At 29.1% G+C, this 16,681-nt stretch carries 15 protein-coding genes; 14 read left to right on the top strand and 1 reads right to left on the bottom strand.

All coding sequences use genetic code 11. The annotated features are described in order from the left end of the window. Positions 1-161: 161 nt before the first annotated feature. From RDX53_RS01490 to RDX53_RS01440, 11 genes are all read left to right on the top strand, one after another. Positions 162-1,304, top strand: a complete 1,143-nt coding sequence (locus tag RDX53_RS01490) for a C40 family peptidase (RefSeq protein WP_295732904.1) — start codon at positions 162-164, stop codon at positions 1,302-1,304. 397 nt (positions 1,305-1,701) lie between these two features. Next, entirely contained in the window at positions 1,702-2,577 is an 876-nt protein-coding gene (locus tag RDX53_RS01485; RefSeq protein WP_195929597.1) for a YitT family protein, read from the top strand. A gap of 115 nt (positions 2,578-2,692) precedes the next feature. Then, on the top strand, positions 2,693-2,917 hold the full coding sequence (locus tag RDX53_RS01480; protein WP_195929596.1) for a hypothetical protein: 225 nt from the start codon (positions 2,693-2,695) through the stop codon (positions 2,915-2,917). Positions 2,918-2,991: 74 nt separating this feature from the next. Then, the gene (locus tag RDX53_RS01475) at positions 2,992-4,389 is read left to right on the top strand and encodes an MATE family efflux transporter (protein WP_295675722.1); all 1,398 of its coding nucleotides are present in this window, start codon (positions 2,992-2,994) and stop codon (positions 4,387-4,389) included. Between the two features lie 217 nt (positions 4,390-4,606). Then, on the top strand, positions 4,607-5,539 hold the full coding sequence (locus RDX53_RS01470; protein ID WP_195929594.1) for an iron-hydroxamate ABC transporter substrate-binding protein: 933 nt from the start codon (positions 4,607-4,609) through the stop codon (positions 5,537-5,539). Between the two features lie 104 nt (positions 5,540-5,643). Beyond that, the gene (locus RDX53_RS01465; RefSeq protein WP_295762195.1) at positions 5,644-6,654 is read left to right on the top strand and encodes an iron ABC transporter permease; all 1,011 of its coding nucleotides are present in this window, start codon (positions 5,644-5,646) and stop codon (positions 6,652-6,654) included. Between the two features lies 1 nt (position 6,655). Beyond that, entirely contained in the window at positions 6,656-7,666 is a 1,011-nt protein-coding gene (locus tag RDX53_RS01460) for an iron ABC transporter permease (RefSeq protein WP_307993579.1), read from the top strand. A 32-nt stretch (positions 7,667-7,698) separates the two neighbouring features. Then, positions 7,699-8,484: an ABC transporter ATP-binding protein gene (locus RDX53_RS01455; protein ID WP_195929591.1), complete on the top strand. Its 786-nt coding sequence runs from the start codon at positions 7,699-7,701 to the stop codon at positions 8,482-8,484. A gap of 8 nt (positions 8,485-8,492) precedes the next feature. Beyond that, the gene (locus RDX53_RS01450) at positions 8,493-9,851 is read left to right on the top strand and encodes an MATE family efflux transporter (RefSeq protein WP_307993578.1); all 1,359 of its coding nucleotides are present in this window, start codon (positions 8,493-8,495) and stop codon (positions 9,849-9,851) included. 144 nt (positions 9,852-9,995) lie between these two features. Then, positions 9,996-10,361: an ACT domain-containing protein gene (locus RDX53_RS01445; RefSeq protein WP_195929589.1), complete on the top strand. Its 366-nt coding sequence runs from the start codon at positions 9,996-9,998 to the stop codon at positions 10,359-10,361. 274 nt (positions 10,362-10,635) lie between these two features. Beyond that, a complete protein-coding gene (locus RDX53_RS01440; protein WP_307993576.1) occupies positions 10,636-12,042 on the top strand; it encodes a VanZ family protein in 1,407 nt (468 codons plus the stop codon). Between the two features lie 67 nt (positions 12,043-12,109). Here RDX53_RS01440 and RDX53_RS01435 read toward each other — a convergent pair whose 3' ends face one another. Next, the gene (locus tag RDX53_RS01435; protein ID WP_307993575.1) at positions 12,110-12,751 is read right to left on the bottom strand and encodes a cyclase family protein; all 642 of its coding nucleotides are present in this window, start codon (positions 12,749-12,751) and stop codon (positions 12,110-12,112) included. 103 nt (positions 12,752-12,854) lie between these two features. Between RDX53_RS01435 and RDX53_RS01430 the strand changes: the two genes are divergently transcribed. The 3 genes from RDX53_RS01430 (at position 12,855) to RDX53_RS01420 (ending at position 16,680) form a co-directional block, all read left to right on the top strand. Beyond that, positions 12,855-14,036, top strand: a complete 1,182-nt coding sequence (locus RDX53_RS01430) for a M20 family metallopeptidase (RefSeq protein WP_307993574.1) — start codon at positions 12,855-12,857, stop codon at positions 14,034-14,036. Positions 14,037-14,295: 259 nt separating this feature from the next. Beyond that, the gene (locus RDX53_RS01425; RefSeq protein WP_195929586.1) at positions 14,296-15,951 is read left to right on the top strand and encodes a ribonuclease J; all 1,656 of its coding nucleotides are present in this window, start codon (positions 14,296-14,298) and stop codon (positions 15,949-15,951) included. Between the two features lie 24 nt (positions 15,952-15,975). Continuing rightward, the gene (locus RDX53_RS01420) at positions 15,976-16,680 is read left to right on the top strand and encodes an ABC transporter ATP-binding protein (RefSeq protein WP_279325545.1); all 705 of its coding nucleotides are present in this window, start codon (positions 15,976-15,978) and stop codon (positions 16,678-16,680) included. Position 16,681: the final 1 nt, after the last annotated feature.

Genomic DNA, 16,681 nt, shown 5'->3' with positions numbered 1-16,681 from the left:
GCTTAGTTAAAGGGAGTTTATTTTTTTTAGAAAATTAAAAAAATAAAAAGTTACAAAAAAGTTACAGAAAATACTTGAAAAATAGTTACAAAAATGTAACAATATAACTATAAAATAAAAAAAAGTAAAAACGTGTCTAATTATCGGGAGGAATAGATATTATGAGTATAAATAAATCTTATGTATTAGCGGGAGCAGCGATTGCAGCGACCTCAATTGTGTCAATGACAAATATATCGACAGTAGAGGCTGCAAGTCAAATAGCAACAGTAACAGAAAATGTAAACTTTAGAACAGGACCATCGACAAGTTATTCTTCAATAACTGTAATCTCAAAGGGAAGTTCTATTGAAGTTTTAAGTACAAGTGGGAACTGGGTAAATGCAAAATATAACGGAAAAACAGGATATATATATAAAGATTATGTATCAAATTCAACTTCAACTTCAAATTCGGAAACTACTCAAACTACAAAATATGTAAATACAACAGCAGGACTAAATGTAAGAACAGGACCATCGACAAGTTATGCGAAGATAGCAACATTGTCATATGGACAAAGTGTAAACGTGCTATCTACATCAAATGGATGGTCAAAAATAAACTACAACGGAAGTACAGGATATGTAAGCAGTCAGTATTTACAATCTACAAAACCATCTTCAAGTTCAAGTTCGGAAACTAGCCAAACAGTAAAATATGTAAATACAACATCTGGATTAAATATGAGAACAGGGCCAGCTACAAGCTATGCAAAAATAACGACAATAGCATATGGGCAAAGTGTAAATGTGCTATCTACATCAAATGGATGGTCAAAAATAAACTACAGCGGAAGTACAGGATATGTAAGTAGTCAATATTTACAATCTACAAAACCGTCTTCAAGCTCATCATCAAATAGTGGAAGTACTTCAGTATCGTCAAGTGCAAGCTCAGTAATAGCATATGCAAAGACATTATTAGGAAAACCATATGTGTGGGGAGCTCAAGGGCCAAACAGTTTTGACTGTTCAGGTTTTACATATTATGTATTTAAAAATAAAGCGGGAATAGTTTTACCTAGAACTTCAAGTGCTCAAAGTAAATATGGAACATCTGTAAGTTGGAGCAACTTAAAAGCTGGGGATTTAATGTTTTTCGATACTAATGGTGCTAATAATGGACAAGTATCTCATGTTGGACTTTATATAGGTAATGGACAGATGATACATGCATCTTCTAGTCAACGTAAAATAGTAATAACAAGTGTAAATACAAGTTATTATAAAAATGCATTTGTAAATGCAAGAAGAGTTTTATAAATAATAAAATAAAAGCCAGAAGATAAGTTAGAACTTGTTTTCTGGCTTTTGAATAAATTCACTATTCTAAGCATAAAAATATAATAAGTGCTATTTATGTTTAGATCATTTCTAATATCAATTTATACGTATGAAAATATTAATAAACTTATCAAACTAAATCTTAATAAATTTTATTTCATATTAAAAAACAAGCTAATTTATAATTTTGAATCAATAATAGTCGAAAATGTTAAAATTTTGTAAAAAAACTAAATATAAGAAGGGTTTTTAAGAAAATAAATGGAATTATAAATTAAGTAGACAAAATATAGTGTATTTAAAAATACAAAATAAATTTAAGCAAAATCAACTAAAACAACTTATTATTTTATTAAATAAGAAAAGGGGGATAATAATGACAAGTAGCAGTAAAAATAAAACGTTATTAAATAATTTCCTTTCTTTCTTACTTATCACAGTTGGAGCTACACTTGCTGCAATAGCTCTAGAAATATTTTTGGTACCAAACAATATAATTGATGGTGGAATAATAGGTATATCCATTATGGTCAGTTATATAACTAAAATTAAATTAAGTGTTCTTACCTTTGTCTTAAATATACCGTTTTTAATTTTAGGATATAAACAATTAGGAAAGAGTTTTTTGATAAAAGCAGCTTATGCAATGATTGTATTATCTCTTTTATTAGAAGAACTTAAACCTGTACCTGAGCTAACGAATGATGTTCTTTTGGCAACAGTATTCGGTGGATTACTTCTAGGAATAGGTGTTGGATTTGTTATAAAATTTGGCGCGTGCTTAGATGGAACAGAAGTAGTTGCCATATTAATAAATAAAAAGACATCATTTTCTGTAGGGCAAGTAGTAATGTTTTTAAATTTCTTCATATATTCAACTGCAGGATTTTTATTTGGATGGGATAGAGCTCTTTACTCAATATTGACATATTTTATTACTTTTAAGATTATCGATATGGTATCTGAGGGATTTGAACAAGCAAAGGCGGCTATGATTATAACTAATCATGGAGAAGAAATAGCAAATAGTATATATAAACATTTGGGAAGAACAGTTACAATGCTAGAAGGCGAAGGATTGATAAGTGGGAAAAAGGTTGTATTATATGCAGTAGTAACAAGAATAGAAATACCTGAGCTTAAAAGAATAGTAGCAGCTGATGATTATTCTGCTTTTGTTACAATAACTGATGTAAATGAGATAGTTGGAAAACATATTAAAAAGAAAAAAGAAGAAACACAAACAAGTTAAATATATAAGGCTGTCGAATTAAAATAAATCGACAGCCTTTTTATGTTTATTCATTATATACAAAACTTATGATAAAATAGTAATTACATTTTTAGTAATTAGGAGGTAGTAATACATGGATGCAAATAATTTATTAATGACCGGATTTGTACTTACTGTAGGTGCAATGGCAATTTTAATAAGCATAATAAGTTTTGGATTTATGATAATGTATCAAGTTAGAAATAAAGTTAAAGTTAACAATTATGTAAAAATGATAATTTTAATAGCTTTTATAATAGGAGTTGTATTAGTTCTTGTATCAGCTAGTAAATTAGACTTAAAATCTTTGGGATTTTAAGTAAATACAGAATATATTATATTTATACATATAAATAAGATATTTAAAGTAAAATATTAAAATTTGGAGGAGAAATGGATAAAAAAATTGATTTGACAGAAGGTGGGATAGTCGAAAAACTAGTGAAAATAGCTATCCCTATAATGGCTACATCATTTATTCAAATTGCATACAATTTAATCGATATGATGTGGGTTGGAAAAAATGGTAGTAACTCGGTAGCAGCAGTTGGAACAGCAGGGTTTTATCCTTGGCTTGCAATGGCATTTGTTATGTTTTCAAAAATTGGTGGAGAAGTAAAAGTAGCTCAAAGTATGGGAGAGAAAAATACAAAGGAAGTTAAATCTTACATAAAATCATCTATAGAGTTAAATGTATTTTTATCAATAACTTATACTTTAGTATTAATTCTATTTAATAAGCAATTAATAGATATATTTAATTTAGGCGATTTAGAAGTAATCACAATGTCTAGACAGTATTTAGTTATACTTGCTATAGGAATGATTTTTTATTTTATAAATCCTGTATTCACATCGATCTTTATAGGTCTTGGAAATAGTTCTATACCATTTAGGATTAACACAATAGGACTTATAGCTAATATTATTTTAGACCCACTGCTAATTTTCGGATTTGGACCTATTGATGCTTTAGGAACAAATGGAGCAGGTATTGCTACAATAACAGCACAAATAATCGTTACTTGTGTATTTGTAGGGTATATAATAAAAAATAAAATAGAGTATTTTAAAGTTAAATACTTTAGAAATATAGAGTTAGAATACTTTAAAACTTTATATAAGCTAGGTTTGCCAGTAGCTATTCAAAATGCATTATTCACTCTTATATCTATGGCTATGGGAGTAATTGTTGCATCTTTTGGACCAGTAGCAGTAGCTGTTCAAAAGGTAGGTTCACAAATAGAATCTATATCTTGGATGAGTGCTGATGGATTTGCCTCAGCATTGTCTACTTTTACAGGACAAAATTATGGAGCATATAAATTTGACAGAATAAATAAAGGAAGTAAAATCGGATTAATAGGCGCTTTAATATGGGGAAGTATAACTACATTAGTTTTAGTATTTTTAGGCGATATAATATTTAGAGCATTTATAAATGAGCCAGATGCAATAATAAAAGGTGTAGATTATTTAAAAATCCTTGGATATTCTCAACTATTCATGTGTATAGAAATAACTATTACAGGAATACTTAAGGGGTTAGGAAGGACATATATACCTTCAGTAACAAGTATAGTATTAAATTTAGCTAGGATACCTATGGCAATTGTACTTAGTAAACCAGATATACTTGGAATAAACGGTATATGGTGGAGTATAAGCATAAGTAGTATTTTTAAAGGTATAATACTGCTTTCAATTTTTGTTATTTTAAATAAAAGTAAAAAACTTTATAAATCAAATAATAAAAATAATTTAGGTGTAAAAGACGAGTTATGTTCTTAATATAAATATTAAAAAAAGTAAGGATGATCATAAAATTGTGATTATCCTTACTTTTTTTGTTTATATATAGATAATATGGAAATTACGACTTAGGTAAATGATGGAATTAGTTATTTCCTATTGAATTAGTAGGAAATTTTGATATAATCTAACCATAGGGATTGAGAATTATTATCAATCTCCATTCATCACTAATTTAATCATCATGGAGGGAAAAATGAGAAAACTTAAATCATTAGTGTTAATGTTAGTAGCAATACTATCATTATCAGTATTAACAGGTTGTTCAAGTAACAACGAATCAGCAGACAAAGCTGAAACAAGAGTTGTAAAAACTGAAAAAGGAGATGTAGAAATACCTGCAAATCCAAAACGTATAGTTGATATTTCAGGAAGTAGTGAAGAATTAGCTATATTAGGATACGTTCCAGTGGCAACTGCTAACGTAGATTCTTACGATACAGAAAATGTACCATCATACATGAAAGAAACTTTCAAAGATACAAAAGTAGTTGGACATTCAATGATGGATACTATGGATATAGAAGCTATAATAGAAGCTAATCCAGACTTAATAATAATGGCGCCAAGACAAGAAAAAATGTACGATGAATTAAAAGAAATAGCGCCAGTTGTAATGCTTAAAGATTGTTCAAATGATTGGGAAGCAAACTTAAAACAAGTAGCTGCATTATTTGATAAAGAAGATGAAGCACAAACTTGGTTAGATAACTATTATGCAGAAGCTAAAAAAATAGGAGATGAAATAAAGAAAGCAAAAGGTGACGAATCTTATGTAGTAGCTTTAGCATCTTCTGGACAATTTATGATATTCTCTGAAGGTGGAATGGGAACTATCTTAAAAGACGATATGGGGCTTAAACAACCAGCAAATATGCCAGAACAAGATAGTATAACACTTCCAACTGTAAGTATAGAAGGACTTTCAGAAATAGATGCAGATAACATAATAGTGATAGGTATGGCATCTGACAAACAAGATTTAGCTAAAAACAGCGTATTTAATGAAATAAGAGCTGTAAAAGATGGAAACTATGTATTCTTAGATGCAAGTCCATTCTTCTCACAAGCTTATAATCCAATGGGAAGAAAATTATTATTAGACGAAGTAAAAAATGCTTTAATGTAGCATAAAATAAAGATTATTTTTAGATTAGGTGGATAAATTATATTTATTCACCTAATTTGATTTTAAGATATAAATTAGAAAATTCAAAAAAAGGAGGGTTGAATTTGGCTAATTCAAATAGAAGAAATTCATATATTTTAATTATTTGTGGATTATTGTTATTGTCTCTAGGAATATTTTTATCAGTATCAATAGGGGCAAAAGATATAGATTTTTCAACTATGATAAATAGTTTATTTGGACAAGGAAACGATATAAATTCAAAAATTATACGAGATGTAAGAATACCAAGAGCACTTGCTGGTGTATTAGTTGGAGGATTTTTAGCAGTATCAGGTGCGATTATGCAGGGGATTACTCGAAATCCTATAGCTGAACCATCAGTTATAGGTATAACTCAAGGTGCTACATTTATGGTAGCAATAGCTCTAGTATTACAACAAGTAAATTCAAATATAGTTATAGGTGGATTTTCACTTATGATATTTGCATTTTTAGGAGCTAGTATAAGTGGGTTATTTGTTTATTTTGTAAGTTCGAGATCTATGGGGAAAACTGACCCAGTAAAACTTACATTAGCAGGGACAGCACTTGGAACATTATTAATATCACTAGCTACAGGTGCAGCGATGTACTTTAACTTATCTCAACAATTAAGTTTCTGGATAAATGGTGGATTTATCGGTGTTAATTGGGAAGGTGTTAAATTATTATTTATCGTCGGCATAATCGGTATGGTATGTGCGATGGTTATGGCAAAGAGAATAACAATCCTTAGCTTAGGAGAGGATGTTGCCATTGGTCTTGGAGAAAATACAAATCGCACAAGATTTATATCACTTGTAATAGTAATATTACTTACAGGAGCGTCAGTTTCTGTAGCTGGAAATATAATATTTGTAGGTCTTATAATACCTCAAATAGCTAAAAAATTAGTAGGTGTTGATTTTAAATATATAATACCATGTTCATTTGTACTTGGTTCTGTATTAATAGTCTACAGTGACGTAATATCAAGACTTATAAATCCACCTTATGAAACACCAATAGGATCACTAACTGCTTTATTAGGTGTGCCAGTATTTATATATCTTATTAGAAAGGAAGTGAAATAATATGAAAAAAAATAAAAAATTTGCGATTATATCACTAGTTCTAATAGGTCTTATATTTGCAACATTTGTAATAAGTTTAAACATGGGTTCTTCAAGTTTAACTCCAATGGACGTAATTAAAACATTAGTCGGACTTGGAACAAAAAATCAAGAGATAGTAATATTTAGACTTAGACTGCCAAGAATACTTATGGCTTTACTAATAGGTATAGCATTAGCAATTGCAGGTACTATATTACAAGGTGTCACTAAAAATGATTTAGCTGATGCAGGTATATTAGGGATAAATTCAGGTGCTGCATTATTTGTAGTTATGTATATATATTTCTTAAACGGAAATGTATATGACGGAATAAGCAATTTTACGATATATACAATGCCATTTGTTGCACTTTGTGGTGCATTATTTGGCGCATTTTTAATATATGCATTGGCGTGGAATAAAGGTATAAATTCATCTCGTTTATTATTAATCGGGATTGGAATAAATACTGCATTTCTAGCATTACTTACAGTTTTCCAATTAAAATTTACTACACAAGAATTTAATAGAGTTGTAGCGTGGACAAACGGTAGTATATGGGGAGCAACATGGAAATACGTTTATATAATTGCTCCATTTGTAATTTTATTTGGTTCTTTTGCATTTTATAAGTCAAGAGATTTAGATGTATTAAATCTAGGAGATGAAATGTCGACAGGTCTTGGACTTGAAGTTGAAAAAGAAAGAAGAATAATGATAGTAGTTGCAGTTGTTTTAGCAGGTGTTGCTACATCAGTTGCAGGAAGTATAGCATTTTTAGGGCTAGTATCTCCACATATTGCACGTAAATTAGTTGGACCAGCTCATAAAAAGTTAATACCTGTTGCATCATTAGTAGGTGCGTTTATTTTATTAGCATCAGATACAATTGCTAGAAATATATTTGCCCCACTTGAAATACCAGTTGGACTAGTTGTTTCAGTAATTGGTGTACCTTATTTCATCTACTTAATGTTAAAAGCTGATTAAGTAAATGAATATTTAGAAGGAGGAATATAACTATGAATTCAATAGAAACTAAAAATGTAAATATAGCTTATGGCAATGTAAATATAGTTGAAGATTTAAATTTAGAAATACCAAAAGGAAAGATTACTACAATCATTGGAGCAAATGGATGTGGTAAATCTACAATTCTTAAAACAATAGCTAGAATTTTAAAAGCAAAGAGCGGAGACATATATATAAATTCTAAAAATATAAATGAACAAAGTTCAAAAGAAATAGCAAAAAATATGGCTGTTTTACCTCAAAGCCCACAAGCACCAGGAGGACTTACTGTTGAGGAGTTAATAGCTTACGGAAGATTTCCACATCAAAGTGGATTTAAAAACAACAAACAAGAAGATAAAGAGATAGTAGACTGGGCTTTAAAAGCGACAGGAATATCAGAATTTAGAGATAGAAAAATAGAAGATTTATCTGGTGGCCAAAGACAAAGAGCGTGGATTGCTATGGCTTTAGCACAACAAACAGATATACTTCTTTTAGATGAGCCTACAACTTACTTAGACTTAGCTCATCAATTAGAAGTATTAGAAGTGTTAGATGAATTAAACAAAAAATACAACACGACAATAGTTATGGTTATACATGAGCTTAATAATGCTGCTAGATTTGCAGACCATATGATAGGTGTTAAAAAAGGTAAAATATGCTGTAAGGGTACGGCTGAAGAAGTTATGACAAAAGAAAATCTTAGAGAATTATTCAATATAGATAGTGAGATTGTTACAGATCCTAGAACTAAAAAACCAGTTTGTATAACTTATGATATGGTTAGATAGGAGATAAGATGGAGAATTTAGCAAAAGACAATATAAGTAAATTATTAGTTAAATACTCAATTCCTGCTATCTTGGCTATGCTTGTAACTTGTTTATACAATACAGTCGATAGAGCATTTATAGGCTCTATGGATGGAGTTGGAGCATATGCAATATCAGGTTTAGGGGTGACAATGCCGCTATTTACATTAATCGGTGCATTTGGTGTGGCTGTATCTGTCGGAGGAAGCACTAATATATCGATAAAATTGGGAGCAAAGGACAAAGAAGAAGCTGAAATACTTCTTGGAAATACATTTGCGCTAGAGCTTTTAGGTGGATTTGTAATTATGGTCTTAGGTTTAGTCTTTATAGACCAAATTTTATATGCATTTGGCGCTAGTGCAAAAACTCTACCATATGCAAAAGACTACATGGGCGTAATTTTATTAGGTGCTGTAGTAAATTTATCTGGATTTAGTTTAAATGGAGCGATAAGAGCAGATGGCAGACCAAAACTAGCTGCTACAATTATGATAGTCTGTTCTTTATTAAATTTAGTATTTGATCCATTATTTATATTCTATTTTGGATTTGGAATAAAAGGAGCGGCAATTGGAACAGTTATATGCCAGCTTATAAACTTTATATGGACAACTTATTACTTTACAAAAGGTAATTCAAATCTAAAACTTAGACTTAAAAATATAAGATTAAAAAAAGAAGCGGTAATTGCAATATTAACTATATCAATAACTCCATTTTGTATGGAAGTTGTAACAGGTTCTATACACCTTGTTACAAATAAATTCTTACAAAGTTATGGTGGAGATTTGGCAATAGGAGCAATGACTACAATAACTTCTATAAACTTAATGTTTTTAATGCCTATATACGGACTTAGTCAAGGTATACAAACTTTAATCGCGTATAATTTTGGAGCAAAAGAATACGAAAGGACGAAGAAAATACTACTTCAAGGAATGTTTGCAGCATTTGTATTTTTATTTGGAGGATTTTTACTTACTAGATTTTTCCCAAATATGTTTGTAAATATCTTTACTAAAGATGCAGTATTAGAAAAAATATGTTTAGATGGAATGAAAATATATCTTATGACATTACCACTTCTAGGAGTATGTGTGCTAGGACCAATATATTTCCAATCTATCGGAAAAATAAAACAATCAATGTTCCTTACATTACTTAGACAAGTTATACTGTTTATACCTATAATAAGCGTAGTTCCTAGATTTATGGAGATGAAAGGTGTATGGATGAGTCAACCTATAGCTGATATTTTGGCGGCTATAATTATAACTGTATTTTTAGTTAGAGAGATAAAGTCTAGTACTAAAAATAATGAAATTCAAAAAGAAATAGCGTAAAAGTAAAAAAATACGAATAAAAATTTTATTACAATATAAAAATAAAATATAATAAAAATAAGAAATTATCCTAATAAGTAGTAATAATACATATTAGGATAATTTTTTTAGGGATTATAAATTATAAAGTTTGTAGGAGGGTATATGAAATTAAGAATTATTGACAAAGAATTTGCAATATGCAAGGTAAAAGATTTTTCACAAATTAACTTAGAAGATGAATTTTTATTTATAGGAAAAACGGATGACGAACATTCAATAGTTTGTGAAATGCAATCTATACCAAATAATTGTACCGATATTGATGAGGGGTGGATTGCATTTAAAATAGAGGGACAAATTGATTTTTCACTTATAGGGATAATATCTAAATTATCTACAATACTTGCAGAAACTAAAGTCGGCATTTGTGCATTGTCTACATACGATACTGATTATATACTAGTAAAAAAAGAAAATTTAGAAGATGCAAAAAATGCATTAAGAGAACATGAGTATATTGTAGAGTAAAATATTAGAAATTAAGGTTAATTTAAGTTTTTTATTATACTATTATCTCATAGTAAATAATAAGAGCTAGTTAATTTGTAAAAAGTTATTTGAATTTAAATAACTAATACTTAAAATAATTTTTTTGATGATTTTTTTAGTAATAACTCCCCGAAAAAAGGATGTGGCGGCGCATCCTTTTTTCATGTTTAAATTTACTTTTAAGAAAATTTTAATGAATATATATATACAATAGTTTATAATTAAGAAGAAGTTAGACAATGGAGGAAGAGTTATGAGACTTTTACAAGTAATTAACTTAGCTAGAGATTATTTGGGGTTAGGCGTAATAGGCTTAATTTTTATAGGGATAATATATATTTTATTTTTTAGAAAATTTTTAAAAAATCATGTTAAAGCTAACATAAAAAAAGTAATAGTATTTTGCATTTTATTTTGCTACATAGTAATCGTAATCGGTGCAACTATTTTTATAAGAGCAGGAGTATATGAACATGCAAATTTACATTTATTTAGCTCATATATAGAAGCGTGGAATAATTATTCAAAATCATATTGGAGAAATATAATTTTAAATATTTTAATGTTTGTTCCATTTGGATTTTTACTCCCACTTTTTAGCGAAAAATTTAAAAAATGCTACATAACTCTTAGTTTAGGATTTTTGTTTACTTTAGGAATAGAGACAACTCAATATATAACAAAAAGAGGAATTTTTGAAGTGGATGATATAATGAATAATTTTATAGGAGCTCTTATTGGATATAGTTTAGTAATGTTTATTTTATTAATTATATCTAAAGAAAAGACAAAACTTAAATCATTAAAATTAATCATATATATCTTACCAACACTGATAGCTATATTTGCTGGATATAAAATAAATAATGCTTATAACATGCAGGAGTTTGGAAATTTAAGTAGCAATTATAATTATAAATATGATATGTCAAAGGTTTCACTAAAAAGTAATGTAAAAATATATGACAATGAAGATAAACAGAAGATGGTTTATAAATTAAAGAGGTTGAGTGCAGATGAAGCTTTAGAATTTGCAGAAAACTTTTTTGAAAAATTAGAAACAGAAGTAGATAAATCTAATATAGTTATTCATAATAATGAAATAATGTATAGCTCAATTGATGATAGATACAAGATGACTGTATATTTAAATGGTGGAGTATATAATTTTACTGATTATAAATGTAATGATAAATTGATAAACCAAGATATGGATGAAGAAAGTGTTAAAAAAGTATTAAATGATTATAATGTAGGGCAATATAATCATTCTCAATTTGAGCAAGAAATAGAAGATAGAGAGAAATTGTCATCTTATAATTTTAGAGTTGATTTAGACGAAAAAGATAATAAATTAATTGATGGATATTTAAATATAAATCAATTTAATAAAATACTGAGTATATACAATTATATATATACTTATAATCCATATGGCAAGTATAAAATCATAAGCGAGAAAGAGGCTTATAACAAGTTAAAAGAAGGAAAATTTAATTCTTATGAACTTTACAATATAAAATCAATATTGATTAGAAGTATTAAGTTGTGTTATCAGCTAGACAGCAAAGGATATTATCAACCAGTATATAGGTTTGAATGTACGATAGATGGAGATGGAAGGTCTATATTTATACCTGCTTTAGAAGATATAAAATAATATTTAATATTGTAGATAAAAGAGTGTATTTTAAATTATAAAATTTTTAAATACACTCTTTTTAATTTTAATCTATAATAGCGACTGCTCTAACTGACGCTCCATCGGAATTTAAAAATTTGAGTGGAAGGGCACAAAATGTAAATAATTGACTATCGATTTGATCTAAATTACAGAGATTTTCGATTATAACTAAATTGTTTTTTAATATTTTATGGTGTATAGGCAAATCTTCGCTATCAATAGATTCTATAGAAATTACATCTAGACCAATTCCTTTTTTATTAGTTTTTATTAGATAATCGGCAACTTCTTCACTTATAACTGGAAATTTATCGAAATATTTTGGAGTATCCCAGTATTTGTCCCAATTAGTTTTAAACAATACAAAGTCAGCATATTCTATCATCACTTTATATTTATCTATATAAGATATATCGATAATGTCTCCTTCTGATAAATCGCTACAATCAATAACTATAGCCTTTCCGACGAATTTATCTGCAGGAAATTTATCTAAAGTAATGCCGTCTTCTCTTACATGAGCAGGAGCATCCATATGTGTTCCAGTATGAGAAAACATTGTAAGTAGAGTTTCTCTAAACCCATCTGTTTCAAATGTACTAGCTGGGGCTAATTTTGGTGGCTCTGTCCCAGGAAAGACGGGTATATTTTCTTTTATAGTATGAGTTAGATCTATAACTTTCATAATGACCTCCTTATAATAATAGAATTTAATAAAATTATACTAAATTTTATTATAATCTATATAATGATTTATATAAATTTATTTGAAAAGGGGAGAAGCTTAATTGTTAAAACAAAGTGTTATAAAAAGGGGAAAAGAAATATCTGATTATTTGATAGATATTAGAAGAGATTTGCACAAAACACCAGAGTTGGCTATGGAGGAATTTGTAACAAGAGATAAGATAAAAAAATATTTAAATGAAATAGGAATTGATTATATTGAGTTTAAACATCATAGAGGGATAATGGCGTATATATACAAAGAAAATGCAAAGACGACTATTGGTATAAGAGGAGATATAGACGCACTTCCTATACAAGAAGTAAAAGAAAGTGAGTATAAATCCCAAAATGATGGTGTTATGCATGCTTGTGGACATGATGCACATACTACTATGTTAATTGGAGCTTGTAGATTACTATATGAAATAAGAGATAAATTAAATGTAAATATAAAATTTTTCTTTGAACCAGCAGAAGAAAAAGATGGAGGGGCTAAGTTCTTTGTAGAAGATGGGCTTATGGAAAATCCAAAAGTTGAGCATATGTTTGGGGCACATGTCCAAGGTTATTTGGATACTAAAGTTATAGAATCAAAATATGGGACATTAAACGCAAGTACTAATTCCATTTCAATCGAGGTAAAAGGAAAGAAAGGTCATGGAGCATATCCGCAAAACGGAGTAGATGCATTAGTTGCAGCAGCGCAGATAATAACATCACTACAAAGCATAATTAGCAGAAATTTAGCTCCACAAGATATGGCAGTTTTAACCCTTGGAAAAATCCAAGGTGGAGATGCTGGTAATGTTATTTGTGATGAAGTCAAAATAAGCGGAACACTCAGAACTTTAGACAGCTCACAGAGGGAGTTTATTATAAAAAGAGCAACAGAAATAGTAGAAAATACTGCTGCTGCATATAGATGTCGTGCTAAATTCAATATAAATGAAAATGGATATGATGCGCTTATAAATGATAAAGATTTAGTAGATGTAGTCAAAAAAAATGCAGAAGAATTTTTAGGAGAAGGAAGCTTTATATTTAAAGATTATCCATCTATGGGAGGTGAAGACTTTTCTTTTTTCACAGAAAATTGTAAAGGTGCATTTTTCCATGTTGGATGCGCAAATAAAGAAAAAGGAATAACATCTCTTATACATACTGCTGATTTTGATATAGATGAGAGATGTTTAAGTATAGGAGCGATTATGCACACATTAAATGTGCTGTATTTTAATTAATTAAAATTATAATAAACAGAAATTTTTAGGTCGAAGTTATATATGCGGCCTATTTTTATATACAAAACGATATAAACTATATGTATTTTGATAAGCATAATTTAAGTAAATATATTTAAATTCAAATTACATGATTATATGATATATAAAATTATAATTTATACAAATGTGCAAATAATATAAAAGAAAACTGCTATTTAAAATAACAAATATTGAGTTTGATAATATATACATTTATAAATTTATCAAGGAGAGTAAAATGAAAAAGAATACATTGAGAGTAATCCCTTTAGGCGGATTAGGTGAAATAGGAAAAAATATAACTGCAATAGAATATGAAGATGAAATAATAGTGATAGATTGTGGAGTTTCGTTCCCAGATGACGATATGTTGGGGATTGACTTAGTTATACCGGATATAACTTATTTATTAGACAACAAAGAAAAAGTAAAAGGGCTATTTATAACTCATGGACATGAGGATCATATAGGCTCAATTCCGTACATTTTAAAACAACTAAATATGGATATATATGCGACAAGATTGACAATAGGACTTATCGAAAGTAAATTAGAAGAACACAAAATAGATAAAAGAAATTTAATTCCTGTAAAAGCAGGAGATGTTATAAGATTTAATAAACTAAGTGTAGAATTTATTAGAGCAACTCACAGTATAGCAGATGCTTGCTCTTTAGCTATTTTTACACCACTTGGCACAATTGTTCATACTGGTGACTTCAAGATAGATTATACTCCTATTGATGGAAGAGTTATGGACTTAAATAGATTTTCGGCATTGGGAGAAGAGGGTATATTATTATTAATGGCAGATAGTACAAATGTCGAAAGAAGCGGCCATTCACTTTCTGAAAAGACAATAGGTGAAACTCTAAATAGAATTATAAGAGGGGCTACAGGTAGGGTTATAGTAGCTACATTTGCATCTAATATACATAGGATGCAACAAGTAGTAGATGCATCACTAACACAAAATAGAAAGATTTGCTTTAGTGGAAGGAGTATGGAAAATGTAAGTAAGGTGGCTATGGAGCTTGGCTATTTACATATACCAGATGACGCAGTAATAAACGTAGATGAACTAAATAATTATGATGACAATATAACTATAATTACAACAGGAAGTCAAGGAGAACCAATGGCTGGGCTTTCGAGAATTGCATATGGAAATCATAGAAAAATAAAGTTACAAGAAAATGATTTATTTATAATTTCTGCCTCACCAATACCGGGAAATGATAAAATGATATCAAAGGTAATAAATCAACTTTATAAAAAAGGTGCAGAAGTTATATATGAAGATTTAGAAGATGTTCATGTTTCTGGACATGCATATCAAGAAGAATTAAAACTTATTCACTCTATAACTAAACCTAAATATTTCTTGCCAGTTCATGGTGAATATCGTCACTTAAAACACCATGCCGACTTAGCTAAAAAAATGGGTATGTCGGGAAATAATATATTCACAATGGAAACAGGAGATGTACTTGAGATAACAGAAGATGGTGCAAGAGTAGCTACTAAGGTGCGCACAGGTGTACTTTATGTAGATGGGATAGGAGTAGGTGATGTAGGAAATATAGTTTTAAGAGACAGAAGAAATTTAGCTCGTGATGGTATGGTGATAATAGTTTTTGCAATAGACAGAGAAAATTTATATCTAGCATCAGGACCAGATGTAATAACAAGGGGATTTATATATGCACGAGAAAGTGAAGAGATTATAAACGAAATAAAAGAAGTCTCTAGACAAAAAATAGAAGAGTGCTTAGAAGATGAAACAATAGGATGGCAAGTTTTAAAAGGAAGTGTAAGAAAAGCTGTAGAAACATTATTATTTGAAAAAACAAAGAGAAGACCGAGCGTATTTCCTATTATAATGGAAATATAAGAAGAAATTTTAGGGGGAATTAAATTGAGTAAATATATTGAATTTAAAAATGTGAAAAAGGTCTATAAAATGGGGGAGGTAAATATAGAAGCATTAAGTGGAGTGAATTTTTCTGTAGATAAAGGTGAATTTGTGGTTGTGGCAGGTGCAAGTGGAGCTGGAAAAAGTACAATACTAAATATATTAGGTGGAATGGATAGTCCAACTAGCGGAGAAATCATAGTCGATGGAAAGTATATAAATGATTATTCTAATAAAGAGCTAATAACATATAGAAGATATGATATCGGATTTGTATTTCAATTTTACAATTTAGTGCAAAATTTAACTGCAAAAGAAAATGTAGAGTTGGCAACTCAAATCTGCAAAGATCCACTAAATATAGATGAGATTATGGAAGCTGTTGGACTACAAGATAGAAAAAACAACTTCCCAGCACAATTATCTGGAGGTGAGCAACAAAGGGTTGCAATAGCAAGAGCGCTTGCCAAAAACCCAAAGATACTTTTATGTGATGAACCTACAGGTGCATTAGATTATAATACAGGAAAATCGATTTTAAAATTATTACAAGATATGTGTAGAACTATGGAGATGACAGTAATAATAATCACACATAATTTGGCTTTAACACCTATGGGAGATAAAGTAATCAGAGTTAAAAATGGTAAAATAGAAAGTGTAGTAATAAATGAAAATCCAACTCCTGTGGAAAGGATTGAGTGGTAAT

It is taken from the genome of uncultured Intestinibacter sp. (assembly GCF_902468165.1).
Lineage (GTDB): Bacteria > Bacillota > Clostridia > Peptostreptococcales > Peptostreptococcaceae > Intestinibacter.
Note: the sequence above shows the minus strand (reverse complement) of the source record. Positions and strands in the feature narration are given on the sequence as shown.